General features: G+C 52.9%; 16 protein-coding genes. 7 read left to right on the top strand and 9 right to left on the bottom strand.

Going from position 1 to position 18,008, the window contains the following annotated elements; translation table 11 throughout:
• Window positions 1-250 (bottom strand): transposase (locus tag AACR77_RS04425; protein ID WP_197055464.1); only part of this gene is annotated, 250 nt, incomplete at its 3' end.
• Between the two features lie 603 nt (window positions 251-853).
• On the opposite strand from AACR77_RS04425, the gene AACR77_RS04420 reads away from it, so the two are divergent.
• Together AACR77_RS04420 and AACR77_RS04415 are read left to right on the top strand one after the other, a co-directional pair.
• Window positions 854-1,036: a hypothetical protein gene (locus tag AACR77_RS04420; protein ID WP_139739418.1), complete on the top strand. Its 183-nt coding sequence runs from the start codon at window positions 854-856 to the stop codon at window positions 1,034-1,036.
• Window positions 1,037-1,701: 665 nt separating this feature from the next.
• Entirely contained in the window at window positions 1,702-3,060 is a 1,359-nt protein-coding gene (locus AACR77_RS04415; protein ID WP_162513468.1) for an SVAGG family GlyGly-CTERM protein, read from the top strand.
• Window positions 3,061-3,158: 98 nt separating this feature from the next.
• Here AACR77_RS04415 and AACR77_RS04410 read toward each other — a convergent pair whose 3' ends face one another.
• The gene (locus tag AACR77_RS04410) at window positions 3,159-3,554 is read right to left on the bottom strand and encodes an oxidoreductase (protein ID WP_042863738.1); all 396 of its coding nucleotides are present in this window, start codon (window positions 3,552-3,554) and stop codon (window positions 3,159-3,161) included.
• Window positions 3,555-3,602: 48 nt separating this feature from the next.
• Complete coding sequence (locus AACR77_RS04405) at window positions 3,603-4,223, bottom strand: SDR family NAD(P)-dependent oxidoreductase (protein WP_231563065.1); 621 nt, start codon at window positions 4,221-4,223, stop codon at window positions 3,603-3,605.
• A gap of 507 nt (window positions 4,224-4,730) precedes the next feature.
• Between AACR77_RS04405 and AACR77_RS04400 the strand changes: the two genes are divergently transcribed.
• From AACR77_RS04400 to AACR77_RS04390, 3 genes are read left to right on the top strand one after another with little or no spacing between them, the layout of a single operon-like run.
• Window positions 4,731-6,290, top strand: coding sequence for an OmpA family protein (locus tag AACR77_RS04400; protein WP_042865273.1), 1,560 nt, complete (start codon window positions 4,731-4,733; stop codon window positions 6,288-6,290).
• A gap of 11 nt (window positions 6,291-6,301) precedes the next feature.
• Window positions 6,302-8,155: a hypothetical protein gene (locus tag AACR77_RS04395; protein WP_042863739.1), complete on the top strand. Its 1,854-nt coding sequence runs from the start codon at window positions 6,302-6,304 to the stop codon at window positions 8,153-8,155.
• Window positions 8,152-8,988 carry a hypothetical protein gene (locus AACR77_RS04390; RefSeq protein WP_103254851.1) on the top strand — a complete coding sequence of 279 codons (837 nt, stop codon included), beginning with the start codon at window positions 8,152-8,154 and terminating at the stop codon, window positions 8,986-8,988. The genes AACR77_RS04395 and AACR77_RS04390 overlap by 4 nt, the downstream gene beginning before the upstream one ends.
• 264 nt (window positions 8,989-9,252) lie before the next feature.
• Here AACR77_RS04390 and galK read toward each other — a convergent pair whose 3' ends face one another.
• Genes galK through galE form a run of 3 tightly spaced genes read right to left on the bottom strand, consistent with a single transcriptional unit; the run spans window position 9,253 to window position 12,506 of the window.
• Window positions 9,253-10,410, bottom strand: coding sequence for a galactokinase (galK, locus tag AACR77_RS04385; RefSeq protein ID WP_042877984.1), 1,158 nt, complete (start codon window positions 10,408-10,410; stop codon window positions 9,253-9,255).
• A 9-nt stretch (window positions 10,411-10,419) separates the two neighbouring features.
• Entirely contained in the window at window positions 10,420-11,460 is a 1,041-nt protein-coding gene (gene galT, locus AACR77_RS04380) for a galactose-1-phosphate uridylyltransferase (RefSeq protein WP_042865275.1), read from the bottom strand.
• 26 nt (window positions 11,461-11,486) lie between these two features.
• Complete coding sequence (galE, locus tag AACR77_RS04375; protein WP_042865276.1) at window positions 11,487-12,506, bottom strand: UDP-glucose 4-epimerase GalE; 1,020 nt, start codon at window positions 12,504-12,506, stop codon at window positions 11,487-11,489.
• A 312-nt stretch (window positions 12,507-12,818) separates the two neighbouring features.
• On the opposite strand from galE, the gene galR reads away from it, so the two are divergent.
• Together galR and AACR77_RS04365 are read left to right on the top strand one after the other, a co-directional pair.
• On the top strand, window positions 12,819-13,820 hold the full coding sequence (gene galR, locus AACR77_RS04370; protein ID WP_042877982.1) for an HTH-type transcriptional regulator GalR: 1,002 nt from the start codon (window positions 12,819-12,821) through the stop codon (window positions 13,818-13,820).
• A gap of 496 nt (window positions 13,821-14,316) precedes the next feature.
• Complete coding sequence (locus tag AACR77_RS04365) at window positions 14,317-15,603, top strand: maltoporin (protein ID WP_081999277.1); 1,287 nt, start codon at window positions 14,317-14,319, stop codon at window positions 15,601-15,603.
• A 210-nt stretch (window positions 15,604-15,813) separates the two neighbouring features.
• Here AACR77_RS04365 and AACR77_RS04360 read toward each other — a convergent pair whose 3' ends face one another.
• The 3 genes from AACR77_RS04360 to AACR77_RS04350 all read right to left on the bottom strand — a co-directional run.
• Entirely contained in the window at window positions 15,814-16,818 is a 1,005-nt protein-coding gene (locus AACR77_RS04360) for a glycoside hydrolase family 53 protein (protein ID WP_042863742.1), read from the bottom strand.
• Between the two features lie 123 nt (window positions 16,819-16,941).
• On the bottom strand, window positions 16,942-17,361 hold the full coding sequence (locus tag AACR77_RS04355; protein WP_041212954.1) for a hypothetical protein: 420 nt from the start codon (window positions 17,359-17,361) through the stop codon (window positions 16,942-16,944).
• A 25-nt stretch (window positions 17,362-17,386) separates the two neighbouring features.
• Window positions 17,387-18,008: methyl-accepting chemotaxis protein (locus tag AACR77_RS04350; protein ID WP_042877980.1), on the bottom strand; the 622-nt coding region annotated here is incomplete at its 5' end.

Genomic DNA, 18,008 nt, shown 5'->3' with positions numbered 1-18,008 from the left:
TTTCGTACAGAGCATCTTCCATCGCGCCATCGCTCAGGTTGTGCCAATGCTGTATACAGTGAATACGTAATATGGTTTCCAGCGGATAGGGTCGACGACCATTACCAGCTTTGGGGTAAACCGGCTCGATGACATCCATCATGTTTTGCCACGGCAGCAATTGGTCCATGTGGGAGAGGAAAATATCTTTTCGGGTCTGGAGACGCTTACTACTGAATTCACTGTCGCCGAAGGTGAGTTGATGACTCATGATGCCCCCTGGAGTGCAGCTCCGGATGAACATCAAGATCTCATATCACGGACTTATTCGCACCTTCCCTAGATCTATGCAGTCTGTGTTCACCACCTTTAGGCCTGTTTACGCAAGAGTTCGCTAGGTTTAACAGGTCTGGATAATGAGTTCACGGGAATGCAATATTGATGAGCTCTGTATTTATTGTGTGTGGTAAGATTATTTTTTCTTTATATTTTTAATTAAAGATAAAAAGAAAGGTTGAATTTACATTTGCTAACCAGTTGTATTTTATACCTACTGCCAGCGTTAATCTGGCAGTTAAATAAAGTGGTTATCCATCAGGTTTTCATAAATAAATTCATGTGAGCAACAGCTTAATGTTATTCAATGTGGTTCTCTTATGGTTATTAATCACCCTGGAATACATATTTATAGTGAAATGTAAATTAAAGTCAGGATGAAAAGATATAATTCTTGGGAATCTATAAGATAGCATTGAAGGCTATATAGTATGCATAACAAGGCACGCACTCGAGCTGGATTCGCTTGGGGCCTTTCAAGGGTGCCTGGTTATAATTAATGGTATCCCATTGTACTATCTTTGGACAAGATGCTGAGATGAGTATGGAAGTGGTTAATATTGCATTTTTAGTCACTGAACGTTCATATTTTAATGAACTTTTTGAGTTATCTGTGTGGCAAGCTGGTTCAGTAAGGGGAGATGTGGGAGTGTCTGCCAAAATATGGCAGAGCCAAATGTTAATTGCCATATTTTGGCACGAGTTTTTGACATTGATATAGTGGTTTAATTAACCTAACCGATTGTTTTTTAAAGCTCTACTTTTTAATAAGTAGGTTTTGTGTACATGATTAAATCAAAGGCATAGGCATGCCAAAACTTGGAGAAATCTCCGATAAAAATTGCCATAATATGGCAATTTCCCTTTATATGCCATCAAGCAAGCCTTGTCGTTAACCTGTATTGAGGATGGTATTTTAATGGTCGTAGCTTTGTACGGAGATGTGGCGTAGTTGCCTAAATTAGCCTGATTTACCCAGACCCAGATGGCCGTGACACGCGGGGCTTTCTTACTGGCAAACCAAAGGTGTTCAGTTTGTTTATCGCGCTCAGATACGGCGTTACTTCTCCTACCTACCGACCCTATGCCCTCCATCAACTGTTTGAACCGCGACATCATTGTTTCTACCAACCAGCGACTGAAGCGCCTTGCCCATGATGAAGACTTGAAGGGGATGGTGGTGATCGGGTCACCGCTCCTTCAGTTCATTCCACTCAAGCCGCATCGATTTGGGTAACAATGCCCTGTGCATAGTTTTAAAAATTAGAAAATTTCCTTGCGGAAAATATAAAATACCTTGTGTTAAAGAGGTATTTGGATGTTATCTGTCGTTCTCAAATGAAAATATCAATTCTGGGGGAGTTAATGATGTCAAGGATGTTCCTGATGGCTGTGACCTTGGTTGCAAGTAATGCGGCAATAGCCGCTACTACCATTGATGTCAACGTCATGGTACCCAAATCCATTGTTGATAAGGATGGTGCGGAGAAGGTGTTCAACACCATTCACCAGCGCGTATCGGCCATGGACGAGTATTACGCTAGCCAGCGCACAGGTATCGTCAGCAATGGCACCCCTGTAGATCTGCACTTCGAGGTAAAGCAGATCCTTGTTATGAGCGATACCATCCTGAACCCAACTTGCAAAAGCGATTACGGCCCTGCAACCGTACTTCTCAATGAGAAAGTCATTGCTGTCCGTGACTCTTACGGTCCGAATTTCGGCATCAAAGCGCCACCACTTTGGGATGGCGTCTGCAACAACGAGCAAGACATTCAAGATCTGACCTTTGCTGTGCATAGCTCTGGTGCTGACATGTGGATTACCACCAAGGGCGGCACTGATGGCCAGTATGATGGGATGGCTTCTGCTGGTCCTGACTTCTGGGTCAGCCGTTATGACACCTCTGTCGACACTTACGCTCACGAAGCATTCCACCTGTTTGGTGCTGCGGATCTCTATAACAAAACGGGCGCAGAAGGTTTCTGTGATCAAGGTGGCATCTGGGCTGGTCGTCTGATGTGTGGTTACGGCGATCTGAGCAAGAACAACATGTTCGGTGGCAGCTCTGCCGCTATCGACCAAGGCGATATTTACCCGTATGGCCCGAGCGAGAAATACCTGCTCCAGAACTTCTACAACAACCCTGACAGCCCTGATGCTGCTCGCACTCTGAAAATGCCTGATGGCAACCTGCGTGCTTACTACGGATGGGCCAAAGGGTCTGGTGCTGGCTTCATGCCGAGCGCAGAAGTTGCTGACCGCACTTTCGCCATGGCAGTAGACAGCACTACCCTGACCAATGACAAGCCGTACATCGACGTTACCATCACTGCCTCCGGTACTGATGCTGCTAACAAGCGCCTCTCCGTAGAGCTGTATAGCCAATCGGGCAGCGCCGTTGTAGGCCAGCACTACAACGATGGGATCTCGCAACTGGTGCGCTTCGATCCGACTACTGGCCAAACTGTGCTGGATGCGGCGGGCAATCCGACCTATACAGTGCGCGTGACCGCCCGTGATCTGGCATTCGTGGGTGCCAAGAGCTTCACCATCGGTCTGCGTAGCGGTACTGGCGCAAACGTGACTACCAAGCCCGTGGCTATCACAGTGCAAGGCGTCAACACTGATAACGGTGGCAATGGTGGTGGTGACAATGGTGGTGGTGGTGGCGGTTCTACTGGCCCTCTGTCACTGCTTACTTTGGTTGCTTTTGGGTTGGTACGGCGATTCAAAAGGAGTTAATCAATTTAACTCATTAAACGGTGTACCTGCAGATCAGTGCTCTTGAATTTGAAGGTGCTCCCTTGTGTTATAAGTTCCTCCCAGCGTTGTTGTCTAAATCAGCCAGCAAGCCATGACTTCACAAGCCCCAAGTGACAGCTACATTTGGGGCTTTTCACCGGGAGGGTAAGGCTATTCTGACCGGCCCCGGTATGCATTAATTGCACAAAAATCTTGCCGCCAGTCTGATGGACTCCATCGGTCACTCGTTGCCAACCTTGCACTTTTTGGTCATTGAACAGTCCGGGAATGCGGGGATACTCCAGGCCGTTGGGCGAGGGGGAGGTGCCTTCGGTAATGATCAATCCAGCATCAGCCCGCTGACGGTAATATTGCTCTATCAGTTCGTTGGGCTGATTCCCGATGGCGCGACTGCGTGTTAGTGGTGCCATGACGATTCGGTTCTTCAGCGACAGGCTACCCAGTCGGGTGGGAGTGAATAACATGCTGCTCATAGAAATTTCCTCTTGTTGCATTCGAGTTTGGTCGGTTGAATGAAACGCTCAGGGTTGAGACTGATAGCGCGCGGCAACATGTAGCGGTGGGATAGCCACCAACTCGCGTCGGTCGAAACCGAGCAGTGCCGCATCCACTAGCTCACCCACGTCCATCACCTCGGGGAGGCTGTTGATGTCAATGCCGGCTCGCTGCCAAATCTCGGGACGGGTCGAGGCTGGCAGTACGGCCTGCACATAAACTCCCTTGGGCGATAGCTCCTGAGCCAATCCTTGTGACAAAAACAGCACGAAAGCCTTGGTCGCACCATAGATCGACATCCCGAACTCGGGCGCAAACCCCACCACCGAACCGATATTGACGATCGCCCCGGTGCTGGACTGGCATAGGCGCGGTGCAATTGCTGCGGCGAGCCGCGTCAACGCCATGGTGTTAAGCGTGATCAGCCGTTCGATGGCCTCGGCGGATTGATCCAGAAAGCCCCCCGATTGAGCCATGTCTGCATTGTTAATCAAGATGCCGATGCGAGAGTCATGCCGCAAGCGCGTTTCAAGGGCTGACAGCTCCGCAGGGGTGGCCAGATCCGCAGGCAGCACGTCAACAGCCACTTGGTGCTCCGCACGCCGGCGCTCGGCCGGGGTATCCAGGCGTGATTGGTCACGCGCCACCAGTAGCTGCTATGGCAGGATATTATGAGTTGGGTCTCTTAAGGATCCTTTTTTGGGGGTATATAGAATGACTTCAAGTACTTAAGTAAAAGGCTGCATTGAATTCTCATATGAGGCACAATAAGATGCGACATGAATTGTCGGACACCATTTGATGTCTCCGCTTGATCGCGGAGGTTTGTCTCAATGGTAAGGCGATGAGGTATTTGGATAAGCAGGCCCCTGCTTCTGCAGAAACACACCCGCAATATTCGCAACAAAACAAACGACTTTTCGATTGCTTTTCTTGGGTCTATTGGCGCTGACGTGACCTGCGGTAATTGTCTGCGCAATACAAAAATAAGACTAGCCCCGATGAGATTGCCGACGCACCGGAATCCATTATGGAATCGTCTCTCCGCGTCATACACCGAGAGCTGTTCACTGGTTTTCGGTGAATTGGTGCGCTGACAAAAAAGCTAGCTATTCAGGTAACCATAACAATTAAAAGGATAGTTAATGATTAGGATGCATAAAGCGAAGCCAACGGCAGTGGCTATCGCTATCACCATGTTGGTGACCGGGTGTGCAACCATCGACAAGCAAGTGGCCGAAAATGATAGCTGGGTCAGCTGTATTGGTGGTGGTTTATTGGGGGCTGTTGCTGGCGCTGCGATCGGTGCCACCCAGGGCGGCACCGACAAGGTGCTCATCGGGACTATCGCTGGTGCTGCCGTCGGCTGTGGTGGTGGCCTCTGGTATAAGAATCGGGTTGACCGGCTGGAGAAAATAGCCAAGGAAGAAGGCCTGAAAATGCAGGTGCGCGAACTGCAGTTGGCTGCAGCGCAAGCAGACCAGAAAAAACAAAGCGAATCCACCGCCGTTGGCCTGGAGGCATCCCTCGAATATGCCGAGATGTTCCCTGTGGGCTCTGCGACCCTCACCACGGAAGGTGCTCGGAAAATGACCCGCGTGGCGCAAGAGTTCGCTAGCAAGCGCGAGCAAGAAGCCAACAAGCCTGCCAATGAGCGCAAGAAGGTGTTGGTTGTCGGCCACACCGATTCGGCTGGCTCTGCACAATTCAACCAGCAACTCTCCGAGCAACGCGCTCGCGCCATGGGCCAGATATTGGCCGCCGCCGGGGTGTCTCGCAGTGACATCTACTACCAGGGGGCTGGTTCTTCCCGCCCTATTGCCAGCAACGACACTGAACAAGGCCGAGCGCAGAACCGCCGAGTCGAGTTTGTTGAGGTGCAAAGTGAAGCACTGCTAGTTAAGCGAGTGCAGGAAGACCGTGCCAGTCCCAAGTATCTTGCTCATGGCACTGGGACTGTCGCTAAGCAGGCATCGCCTGCCACCAAAGCGCCAGTGACCCAAACGACGGCAAAGAATCCCGCCGTGAAAACCCCGTCCGGCCCGGTCGTCGGCACTACGTCGGCCACTCCAGTAGCCGCTCCGAATGCCCCGTCTGAACAGCCTTCGGCAAATGACTTTTCCCCTGTAAAACTGGTTGGCAAAGGGATCATCGACTTTGGCGGCCAACCAGTGACCAATATTAGCTCCCCCCTGACAGGTAGCATTCAGCCAAAGAGCTCTTCCTTCTCCATTATCAGTAATGCCTATGCCAGTGCGCCGATTAGTTCCTGTGTGGGTGATTTGCCTCGGGTCGAAGGTCAAGTGAAAAACCTTGGGAATGACCAGCCACTTGCGGAGTACTCGACTGAGGAGTATTTGCCCGGCTTGAATGGCAAACCTTGGGTTGCTGCCGTTAATGGTCATGTGGCTTCGGTGGGGCCGGTTGCGATTTTGCGTGATGAGGCGAAGGTGTCCCAGCAACCTTTCATGCAATTCATCCCCAACTACAAGAAATCCAAAAAGCAGACCGAGAAGATCCAAGCTGTGGCCAACACCTATGAAGGAGAGACTCAAGTTCTCTATCGTGTGTTCGCTGCCAATCAGACCTCTTCGCCAGTGTCCTGCATGGATATCGTTTTCGACAAACGCGCCGGTACTGCCGTTGCGGGTGAAATTTACTATCCAAAGCAGGGTGAAGCCTACGTGGCCCAATACCTGCCCAAGCGCCGCTAAGGGAACTACAAATGTTTGAAAACGTCTTTCACACCCTGTTGGGTGTATGGCACATCATCAGTCTTGTGATCGCCATTATGGTCGCGTGCGTGACCGCTATCGTTTACTGGTCAAAAGTAAAATACTGGCACATGGAAATGCGTCTGCGGCTCCCATGGATTGGCCGCATTGCTGCGTGGACCAGAGATCCGGGCAAAAACGAAGAGAAGTCCGCAGACAACCCCAATGCTGTCGGCTTCAATGCCGGTGAGAGAGGGGTGTGCGGGGCGTATGAAACCTACTACGGGGAACACCAGCCCTCGGAAGAGAATTTCAAGCGAAACCTGGATTATCTGGGGAAAGCAGACGAGGCGGACAGGTCTGAGAAAGGGCTGGGTATCTGGCTGCTCATGATCGTCCTGATGGTGATTGAAGCATCAGCGTTTGGTTATGCCCTGGCTCCGTTTGCCCTGACCCTGGCGACTCCTAACACGGCCATCGTGGGAGCCTTCTTCATTGGTTTGGTTATCTCTATCATCGCGTTGGTTCTGTCCGAATTTGCCGGTCGTCAGCTTTACCGCAACGGGGTAGTGAACAAGATCCTCTCGTACGAGTCGATCCGTGATGGGGGCGACATGACAAAGACGTTCAACGCCACTATCGACGACACCTACAATGACGATGGCGCTAAGCCCTTCCAGCAATTATTGAACCGCATCAATGTGCCGATCGATAAACACGGTCAGCCACAGCGCCGATTCTCGATCATTATCGGCTATGGGATCTTCATCGCTGGGCTGGCCATTGCCGCATTTTGGGTTCGTACCGAAACCCTGAACCAGCAGGAAGCCATGTTGGTGGAGAATCCGACCGCCGTCGTTCAAAGCGCCGATGATTTCCCGGTTGCTGCTGGCGATGAAGAGCTCCCTCTACCGACGGACATGGCCGAGCTGTCCACTAATAGCAGCCAGAAGTCTGCACAAGACCAAATTGATGCGATGCACCGTGCGTCGTTGGTGACTTTTGCTGTGCTGTCTGGTTTGTTCTGTTTTATCCAGTTTGCCTCCACCTACCTGGCCTTCCGCCACAGTTTTGCTGGCACCTACTCACGTCGAGCTTGGGAGCTAACCCACGAGTACAACAGTGCTGATGAGTTTGTCCGCTACCACAGAGCCAAATCTGCTGCCATTGCACAAGATGCTCAATCTTCATTGGCGAAGTTGCAGTCCTTGCAGGACAAGGTGTTCCGGGTAAACGGCAAGACTAAAGATGACCTGCGCCAAAACAAGGATCACCGTACCTTCCTGCGTTATGTGGAAGAGCGAGAGATCATGGCACATAACAAGCACAACCGTGCGCTTGGTCTTGAGAGCACCAGACTGCTTGCCGATTACGTCACGCAGACCATCAAGGATTTGCGGACTGCGTTAAATGCTAAGGACAACAAGAAAGTCTGGGAAATCACCGATGTTGCCGGTCCCCGTTTCGCCGCGATCAACAATCCAGCGTTGATGGCACAAAAGGCGGAGTTCAATGAACTGGTGGCTGTCTTTGGCGCAAGACCCAATGAGGCGCAGCCACAAGCTGTGGCTCAAGCCTATCAACCGACCCCAGTTGCCGCCACGCCTGTACCTTCCGTCGAAGCGGTAGCAGCTGTCGACGTGGCCGCTCCAGTGGTGGAAGTTGCGCAAGTAATCCAGCCTATCGAAATGCCAGCAGCGCAATCCGTGGGTGAAAAGGTCGCAGCCTTCAATCCTCATGCTTGGGGCGATCTGACTCAGTTTGATGCGGACGACATGGACTATGTCGCAAACAAGAAGGGCGTGCCGGTTGACGATCTGAAACGAGCTCGTCGCTTGCAAATGCTCGACAAGGCGGAGGCATGATGAAAGCAAGGATCACTCTTGCACTCTTGCTGATGCTGCCAGCAGCACTGATGGCGGGCGAACGCAACGACGTAGCCAGTTGTTATCAGCAAGCCAAAATTGCTCAGTTCGCACCAGCCCCCTCAGGGCGCATGTTGTCGGTGGTGGTGGATCAAACCACCCCGCTCACCTCTGATCTGCAACGTACCGCGTGGGGTAATATCAAGCGTTTCTTGCAGCCAGGGGATCAACTGCGTCTCTACTCCTTTTCTGCCTATTTGGAGGGCCACTACATGCAGCTCCAATATGCAGGTCAGCTCGAGCGCGGGCTCGACAAAGACACTGTTAGTGACGTACCAATGATGAGCGCCAAGAAGCTCGACCAATGTCTCGCGGCCCAACCGTCCGTTATGTTGAAGCAATTTGGCCAACGGTTCGTTCAGACCATGGGTAAGTCGTCGGTCGACATCCCGCGTAGCGAGATCCTGTTTAGCCTCAAAGCCGTGGGTCAGGACATCCAGTCGGTCAAAGGGGTGAATGAAAACGTCATCTTGTTGATGTCAGACATGCTGGAATACAGCGACTTTAGCAGCTTCTATCAGTCCAAAGGTATCCGTGACATATCTCCTTCCGTTGAGCTGGCCAAGGTCGAGAAGGAGAATCTTCTCGCTGATTTCAAAGGTGCGCGAATCTATGTGCATGGTGCGGCATTCGTGCCAACCGACGCAAAGAACGGCTACCGCAGTGGCAAGATGATCCAGAATTTAGAATCCTTCTGGAGCCAATATTTCAGCCGGTCTAACGGGCAGCTCGTTGCATTTGGGCATCCCGAACTCACTGTCGCTGTTCAATAATGAACTCACCACGGCTTTAAAACACTAGCCTGTAGAGATATAAAGCACCTCCATAACGGAGGTGCTTTATTTTTTCGTTCTCCTGAGATGCTCTAACCTATGTCGTAAGCGAGTTGGACTGACCCCGCCCCCGTAGACGATCCTGCCCTAGAGTTTGGACTGCGAGGTGTTTACAAAACCAGTGGCGATTCAAAGTGTGTCATAATCAGCGTGGATATATGTGAGTCGTTTGCGCTGATCATGACATTGATATGGTAATAAAGGTCAGATAGAGCCAGCTCCGGCGGAGGGCTTGCAGATATAGATGCTGGGCTGCAAACCACTGAGTAGAGGATAGCGGGCGTTGACTTGCTCGCATACGACTGGGGTCAGTCCGCGTGGCACCAGCGCAACAACACAACCACCAAACCCGCCACCAGTCATCCTCACTCCACCACGACTACCAATGATCTCTTTGATCATGTCGACCAGGGCGTCGATAGCAGGCACCGTGATGGCAAAATCATCACGCATCGAGGCATGTGACAGTGCCATTAATTCGGCCATCATGACCATGTCTTCACTGGCAAGCGCCTCTGCAGCCGCCAGAGTCCGTTCATTCTCGGAGATGACGTGGCGTGCACGCTTCGCGACGACAGGATCCAGTTCGTTGGCTCGCTCGGTGAACTGGGTCATCGTCAGGTCACGCAGTGCCTTGACCCCAAAATGCCGTGCGGCCTCTTCACACTGTGCCCTGCGGGTATTGTATTCGCTATCCACCAGGCCCCGGCGTACGTTCGAGTTGATGATGACCACATCAATGTCGGCTGGCATGCTCACAGGACGGGTATCCAGACTGCGGCAATCGATCAGCAGAGCATGATCTTGCTGACCCAGAGCAGAGATGAACTGATCCATGATGCCGCAGTTGCAACCGACGAACCTGTTTTCCGCCAGTTGTCCATTCAGGGCGATATCTGCTTGGCTGATGTCGAGGTGATTCATCTCTTTGAAGATCTGTCCTACTGCCACTTCCAGAGAGGCGGAAGAGCTCAGGCCTGCTCCCTGAGGTACATTGCCACTGATTACCAGGTCTGCCCCTGTCAGTTGACAGCCTCGCAATAGCAAATATTTGACGACGCCTCGCACATAGTTGGCCCACAGGTATTCCGGGCGTGCCTCTATGGGGTGGCGTAAGTCAAATTCATCCAGTTGGTTGTGATAGTCGGCAGCGATAACCCTGATCAGACTGTCTTGGCGGGGGGCAGCACTGATCACGGTCTGATAATCGATAGCGCAGGGTAGCACGAAACCATCGTTATAGTCCGTGTGCTCCCCAATGAGGTTAACACGCCCAGGTGCCTGAATGGCGAGGGTCGGGCGATAACCATACTGGGTGTAAAAGGTATGTTCAGTCACGCTGTGTGGCGATTCAATACTCATGTCTCAACCTCAAACCTGTTCACGAAAATGGATATCGCTGACGGAACGCAGGCGTTCTGCCGCCTGTTCTGCCGTCAGGTCACGTTGTGTTTCTGCCAGCATTTCATAGCCCACCATAAACTTGCGTACGCTCGCAGAGCGCAGCAGGGGCGGGTAGAAGTGGGCGTGCAACTGCCAGTGATCATTCTCTTCGCCATTGAATGGCGCACCATGCCATCCCATCGAATAGGGGAAGGAGCACTGAAACAGGTTGTCATAGCGGCTGGTCAGTTTTTTGAGCGCCAGTGCGAGGTCTGCACGCTGCTGCGGTGTCAGTGTCGGTAGACGTGTTACCGCAAACTTGGGAAGCAACAGGGTTTCGAAGGGCCAGGCAGCCCAATAAGGCACTACTGCCAGCCAGTGTTCCGTTTCCACTACGGTGCGGCTGCCGTCAGCCTGCTCGCGTTCCGCATAATCGAGCAACATGGCTCGACCATGTTTGGCAAAATACTCCCGTTGGGCGACATCTTCCCGCGCGGCTTCGTTGGGCAAGAAGTCGTTGGCCCATATCTGCCCATGGGGATGGGGATTGGAGCACCCCATCATGGTGCCCTTGTTTTCGAATACTTGGATCCAGCGGTATTCGCGCCCCAGCTCTGCGGTTTGTTCACACCAGGTGTTGACCACGGCAGTGAGGGAGGGGATAGACAACTCGGGCAAGGTCTTGCTGTGATCCGGTGAGAAGCAGATTACCCTGCTGGTGCCGCGTGCACTCTCTAGCTGGAAGAGGGGGTCCTCGCTGGTTGGGGCCATAGGTGTATCAACCATCAGTGCCGCAAAGTCGTTGGTAAAAACGAAGGTCGACGGATAATCCGGATTTTTGTCACCTGTGACGCGAGTATTGCCAGCGCAGAGGAAACAATCCGGATCGTGAGGGGATTGCTGGGTACGATCGGGTTCATCCTGCTGGCCCTGCCAGGGGCGTTTCGCCCTGTGGGGAGAAACGAGAACCCACTGTTGGATCAATGGGTTGTAACGACGGTGAGGGTGGTCGGTCGGTTCGAATTGCATAGTAAGGTCTGTCTCGTTCTGTATATTCATGGAAGGGGGTAACCGTTTGGATTTTGGGATTGCCAGCGCCAGGTATCAGCCGTCATCTCATCAAGCGTGCGATAAGCCTTCCACCCCAGCTCGTTATAGGCATGTGTTGGATCTGCCCAACACTGTGCTATGTCCCCGGCGCGGCGCGGCACGATCTCATAAGGCAGTTCGCGGCCACAGGCCTTGGAGAAGGCAGCATGAATGTCCAGGACACTGTAGCCATGCCCAGTGCCCAGGTTGTACACATGGACGCCAGCTTGCCCAAGCGCATGTTTCAAGGCTGCGACGTGGCCATCGGCTAGATCCATGACATGAATGTAATCCCGCACACCGGTACCATCTGGTGTCGGGTAGTCATCACCAAAGATGGCGAGTTTGGCACGGCGGCCCACTGCCACCTGGGCAATATAGGGCATCAGGTTATTGGGAATGCCCTGGGGATCCTCGCCCATCAGGCCGCTGGGATGGGCGCCCACCGGATTGAAATAGCGCAACAGGGTCAATGACCAGTCGGGGGCTGAGTGTGCAAAGTCCTTGATGAGGCGCTCCACCATCAGCTTGCTTTGACCATAAGGATTGGTGGCGTGAAAGGTGGGCGACTCCTCGGTGATGGGCATGATCTCCGGCTCGCCATAGACGGTGGCAGATGAGCTGAACAGCAGGGTCTTGACCCCGGCGCGTCGCATTGCCTGCAGCAACACCAGGGTGCCGCTGACATTGTTGTCATAGTACTCGAGAGGCTTTTGTACCGATTCCCCTACGGCCTTGAGGCCTGCGAAATGGATCACGGCATCTATCTGCTGGTCTGCAAACACACGATCCAGCAGGTCGGCATCCCGCACATCACCGTGATAGTGCTGGGGGCGCAGTCCGCTGAGGCTGTGGATACGTTCGAGGACGCTCTTTTTGCTGTTAACCAGATTGTCCAACAAGATGGGGGTCATCCCGGCAGCGATAAGCTGCAAGCAGGTATGACTACCTATGTAACCAGTTCCACCTGTCACGAGTATCTTCAACATGATTCGCTCCTTGGCGCTAGTTTTAATTGGGTTTTATTTAGTGTAATCGCTTTCCCTTATTCTGCGCTTGTGAACAAGCTCCTGGAAGATGCATCTCCATTTGATGTGATTTTTGTCACATTTTTCACCGCGATGAGCATGAGAATGGATAAGGGTGTATGTAAATGGATTACACAGCGAGACGCTCGTATTGATAGAATGCTCTCGCTTTTGATATGAAAGCCGTGTCAGGTATTGGAAATGTCGGTAGTATCTTGACCCAGTACAGCACTGGTTTTTATTTATACCGTTCACCGGAAAAGCTAATTCATGGCAACCATCAAAGATGTAGCACTCCTATCAGGCGTATCTGTCGCCACCGTCTCACGCGTCATCAATCACTCGCCAAAGGCGAGTCAGGCGTCACGAGACGCAGTCTTCAAGGCGATGCATGAACTCAACTACCATCCCAACGCGAACGCGAGAGCATTGGCCCATCAGAACAATGACACCTTGGGATTGATCGTTGCTGATGTGTCTGATCCCTTCTTTGGCACCATGGTTAAAGCTGTCGAGCAAGTGGCACAAGCTACGGGGAATTTTCTGCTTATAGGAAATGGCTACCACGACGCAGCCAAAGAGAAGCATGTAATAGAGCAGTTGATAGGGCATCGCTGCTCTGGCCTGGTGGTTCATGCCAAAATGCTGCCAGATGAAGAGCTGATCCAGATGATGAGCTATGTTCCTGGAATGGTGCTTATCAACCGTATTGTTCCTGGATTCGATTCCCGTTGTGTTGCGCTGGATGATCGCTATGGTTCTTGGCTTGCAACTCGTCACCTGATCCAGGAAGGGCACAAGAAGATAGGGTTCCTGTGCTCAAATCATCAGATATCAGACTCTCAGGACCGTCTGCAGGGTTATTTGGACGCACTGCAAGAGCAAAATATTCCGGTTGATGAACGTCTGATCTCCCGTGGTAGTCCTGATGAATTGGGGGGGGAGGCAGCAATGACGGAGTTGCTGAGTCGGGGGCAACAGATGACAGCCGTCGTTTGCTATAACGACTCAATGGCGGCGGGGGCCTTGTCAGTGCTTAGTGATAACGGGATTGATGTACCTCAAGACCTCTCTTTGGTAGGTTTTGATGATGTGTTGATATCTCGCTACCTGCGCCCTCGTCTGACAACGGTGCGCTATCCCATCATTGCTATGGCCACTCAGGCTGCAGAGCTGGCCATTGCTTTGGCAAAGGGGGGGCCTTTGCCCCAGACGACGCATATGTTTAGCCCGACACTGGTTCGCCGTCACTCGGTTCGCACCATTGATTAGTCCAAGTGCTGGGCTTGTGGGCCTATAGCGATTACGGCAAGGTTACCAGCTCGGGCCTTGCCTTTTTAAAGTCTCATCTTCCTCTTTAATGCCTCAATGTCCTCCTCTTCAAAACCTCTGAACTAGACGCTCTGGCGAAACAAATAGCCTCCTGGTGCCCAGGAGATGCTTCCGCAAGAGAGGCTTCATGTTCTGCACATCACCTTCATCACCCTTAACGTCAACCATGCTTGAGAACTACCGCTCACTCCTTATGTAATCGATAACACTCTGGTTGGTTTGTTTTATTGATTTAAAATCAATGACTTACCTAATGGTTCGTAATGACCGCCAGAAGGACACCTTATTTATTAGTGTAATTATTACAAATGTGTGAGTTTCGTCATGTCATTCACTACGACGTTGTTCTTATAATCCCTCTCGGATAGTGAAAGCGCTTTCCCTTTGGACTGGTAAGCGGTTTATCAGGATAACAATGCAACAGTGGAATAAAGGAATAACTATGAAAGTGAAGCTACTGACGACTTCCGTTGCCCTCGCTCTGTCAATGACAGCATTAAATGCTAATGCTGTTGATTTTACAGGGTATTTTCGCTCTGGCGTAGGTGTGTCCCAGGATGGTGATATGCAAACTGGTCGACAGAACGTTGTCGGCCGCCTGGGTAACGAAAACGATACCTATACCGAAATTGGTATTGGTCAGGAGGTATACAACAAGGATGGCAAGACTTTCTACGTTGACAGCATGTTTAGCATGCAGAGCGATGGCTCTAATGACTATGAAAGTACCACCACAGTGTGTAACTTCGATCAAAAAGAGTGTAAGGACGATGCAACCTTTGCCCTGCGCCAATTCAATGTGAAGGCCAAGGGATTGCTCTCAGCCGCGCCCGATGCGGTGGTCTGGGCTGGCAAGCGCTTCTACCAGCGTCATGATCTCCACATCATCGATACCAAGTACTGGAATATCTCGGGAGCTGGCGCCGGTATTGAGAATCTCAAGGCCGGCCCAGGCGCCTTCTCACTGGCCTGGATCCGGTCCGATGGCAACGATATCGATAACTCGATTGTCAACAATGACCTCAACGTCAACTTCCTGGACCTGCGCTATGCCGGCTGGGCTCCCTGGGAAGGGGCTTGGACCGAAGCGGGCGTCAGCTATGCGATGCCTAATCCGACCGATGAACAGAAGAAGGTCGGTAATCTCTATGATCCCAAGAATGGTGTCATGCTGACGGCAGAGATGAGTCAATATTTTGCCGATAGCCGCATCTACGAGAAGTTGGTGCTGCAATATGCTGACAAAGGGTTGGCCCAGAACATGATCTCCCAGGGGGGTGGGTGGTATGATGTTTGGCATTTGACCGACGATGCCAAGGGATACCGTGTAATTTTGACGGGTGACATTCCCATGGGTGAGAAATTCAGTGTGAACCATGTCTTCACTTACGGTAAGGGTGAGAAACTTGAAGCATGGCATGACAACACCGAACTGTTCAGCGCCGTCGCGCGGGGTGGTTATGCGTGGACTGACATCATGAAGACGCTGGTTGAAGCCGGTACTTATGAAACTACCAAGACCTGGACAAGCGGTTCTGAAGAGAAATCGAGTGGCCAGAAATATACCTTGGCTCAAGCCTGGTCAGCTGGCCCCAGCTTGTTTGCTCGCCCGGAGATCCGTGTGTTCGCCAGCTATTTGAAAGATGGCGAAGGCAAATCCTTCAACGGTGGTGAAGATGACCACACTTGGAACTTTGGTGTTCAGGCCGAAGCCTGGTGGTAAAAAAACGATTCATCAATATCATGGGAGCCCAACCGGGCTCCTTTTTTAATGTCGTCTCGAAATGATTAGTCCGGACCTGCGTGAAATGATGGGGTTGGGGGGAGGTGAGCATTCCACTGAAGAACCATCAGGCAGTATGTTGAAAGGGGAGATCTCCTTTGAAAAAAAGAGGCGCAGCATTGTGGCTGCGCCTTTGCTTTAACGGGTCAATTACTGCAACAGAAAAGCATCCAGTGCGTAGGTGGGTTTGCCACCATTGTCCATCAATCCCAGGCTGTAACCCTGCCAGTTCTTGTAACTCTGCGGTTCCCAATAAAGCACGCCGAGGCCCTTGTTGTCAGGGATCCACTTCATTTTGTTGAGTAGATCGGCGATGGTGTCGTAGCTGTTTTTCGGGTCATCCCAAGGCATGCCAACCTCCACGATCATCACCTCTTTGTCATATCGACTCACCATATCGGATAGATTGTCATAGCAGAGGTTGTTGAGGGTAAACCAGTCACCGTTACCGCTCTGTGTTGGGTAGATGGAGGCACCAATTACATCCCACTTGGCGCCGTTGTTCTTGAGACCATCAAACATCCAGCGATAGAGAGTGTTGTTCTCACAGTTGGCCAAGTGGACGATCACCTTGGTACTACTGTTGACCGCCTTGACAGCGTCGTAGCCGCTGTTAATGAGCCAGGCAAAGTTCTTCATGTTGACCGAGGCGCGCCCCTCTTCCCAGAGCATGCCATTGTTGGTCTCGTTGCCCACTTGTACCCACTTGGGGGTGATTCCTGCGTTTTTCAGGGCAACGAGGGAGTTGTAGGTGTGCCACCATACGTTCGACATTAGCTGATCAAAGGTGTAGCTCTGCCAGGCTGCAGGTTTGGTTTGCTTGCCAGGATCAGCCCAGCTGTCGCTGTAGTGGAAGTCAATCAGCAGATCGAAACCGGCCGCCTTGGCCCGCTTGGCCTTGGCGATGACGTCACTGATGTTGTTCCAGCCATCGGCAGGATTGACCCATACCCTGAGCCGGATGGTGTTCATACCGTGCTCTTTCAGGGTCTTGAACAGATCTTGCTGCTGGCCGGCGTCGTTATAGAACTTGTACCCGGCTTTCTCCATCTGGGTCAGCCAGCTGACGTCAGCTCCCTTGACCATGGCCTCTCCCTGGCCATGAAACAGCAGGGCGCCGCCAAGCAGCAGGGTGGTAAGCAGATGTCTCTTCATTGTTGTTATCTCCTGTCTGGATGTGTGTAGGGTGGCGACAGGGAGGCAGTCCCGCGCCGGGATGGCGTCGCCGTGCGGCGCCATCCCGGCGGAGGCTGGGGCCGCCTTGCGGCGGCCCTGGGATCACCCGGCGGGGGAGACGGTGACCTGGATGTGTTGGGGATCGCGGCGATCCAGGGTGATGCGATACTGGCCGTCGCTGGGCGGGGTGAACTTCATGTCGCTCCACTGCCAGCCGGCCTTGACTACCACCGGCTTGTCCGACTCGACCTTGGCGGCGGGGTCGAACTGGCCATAGGTGGTGTCGGCCTTCCACTTCTCATCGGCAATCTTGAACTTGTAGGCGCCGTGACTGGCCTGCAAGGCCACCTGGACCGACAGCAAGTCCCCTTGCTGGGTAACCAGTTGCTGGTCTGCCGGGGCCTCCCAGTTGTTCATCTCGCCGCGCAGGAACAGCGGGCGGGCCAGGGGATCCTCCTCGTTGGCCAGCGCGGGCTGGAGGCAGGCGATCAGGGTAGTCAGCAACAGTGTCTTCTTGAACATGGATGGTCCTCTCTGTGGTGTGTGATCAGGCGCTCTGCAGGGTGAAGCGGCGGGTCAGCGACAGTTGCTGCTGCGATAGCTGCTGCAACTGGTCGCTGGTCTGTGCCACCTTGGCCAGGGCACCCTGGTTGTCGTCGGCAATCCGGGCGATGTTGGTAATGTTGCGGGCGATCTCGGCGCTGGTCTGCTGTTGCTGCAGGGTCGCGCTGGCGATACGGCTGCTCTGCTCGGCCACCTTCTGCAGCGCCTGGGATAGCTCGGCTAGGGTGGCGCAACCCGCGTCGCTGTCGGTGCGACTCTGGGCCATGGCGTCGTGGCAGCGCAGCATGGTGGCGACCGCACCGCGGGTGCTTTGCTGCAGATCGTCGATGATCCCCTGGATGCGGGTGGTGGAGTCTGCTGTGTGGTGCGCCAACTGACGCACCTCGTCGGCCACCACGGCAAAGCCACGCCCCTGTTCGCCGGCGCGGGCCGCCTCGATGGCGGCGTTGAGGGCCAGCAGATTGGTCTGCTCCGTGATGCGCTCGATCAGGGCGAGGATGTCACCGATGCTGACGCTCAATGTCTGCACCTGTTCCACGCTGCGGCGCGACTCCGCCAACTCGTCAGCCAGTTGCTGCAGCCGTTGACCGGTCGCCGCCCCACGC

The sequence above is a fragment of the Aeromonas sp. ZOR0002 genome, assembly GCF_963866995.1.
GTDB classification, from domain to species: Bacteria; Pseudomonadota; Gammaproteobacteria; order Enterobacterales; family Aeromonadaceae; genus Aeromonas; species Aeromonas caviae.
Note: the sequence above shows the minus strand (reverse complement) of the source record. Positions and strands in the feature narration are given on the sequence as shown.

Coding starts and splice junctions, on each gene's coding strand:
- galR (WP_042877982.1), top strand. CDS start 12,819: ATGGCAACCATCAAAGATGTAGCACTCCTATCAGGCGTATCTGTCGCC.
- AACR77_RS04400 (WP_042865273.1), top strand. CDS start 4,731: ATGCATAAAGCGAAGCCAACGGCAGTGGCTATCGCTATCACCATGTTG.
- AACR77_RS04390 (WP_103254851.1), top strand. CDS start 8,152: ATGATGAAAGCAAGGATCACTCTTGCACTCTTGCTGATGCTGCCAGCA.
- galT (WP_042865275.1), bottom strand. CDS start 11,460: ATGCAATTCGAACCGACCGACCACCCTCACCGTCGTTACAACCCATTG.
- AACR77_RS04415 (WP_162513468.1), top strand. CDS start 1,702: ATGGCTGTGACCTTGGTTGCAAGTAATGCGGCAATAGCCGCTACTACC.
- galK (WP_042877984.1), bottom strand. CDS start 10,410: ATGAGTATTGAATCGCCACACAGCGTGACTGAACATACCTTTTACACC.
- AACR77_RS04410 (WP_042863738.1), bottom strand. CDS start 3,554: ATGAGCAGCATGTTATTCACTCCCACCCGACTGGGTAGCCTGTCGCTG.
- AACR77_RS04395 (WP_042863739.1), top strand. CDS start 6,302: ATGTTTGAAAACGTCTTTCACACCCTGTTGGGTGTATGGCACATCATC.
- AACR77_RS04420 (WP_139739418.1), top strand. CDS start 854: ATGAGTATGGAAGTGGTTAATATTGCATTTTTAGTCACTGAACGTTCA.
- AACR77_RS04360 (WP_042863742.1), bottom strand. CDS start 16,818: ATGAAGAGACATCTGCTTACCACCCTGCTGCTTGGCGGCGCCCTGCTG.
- AACR77_RS04355 (WP_041212954.1), bottom strand. CDS start 17,361: ATGTTCAAGAAGACACTGTTGCTGACTACCCTGATCGCCTGCCTCCAG.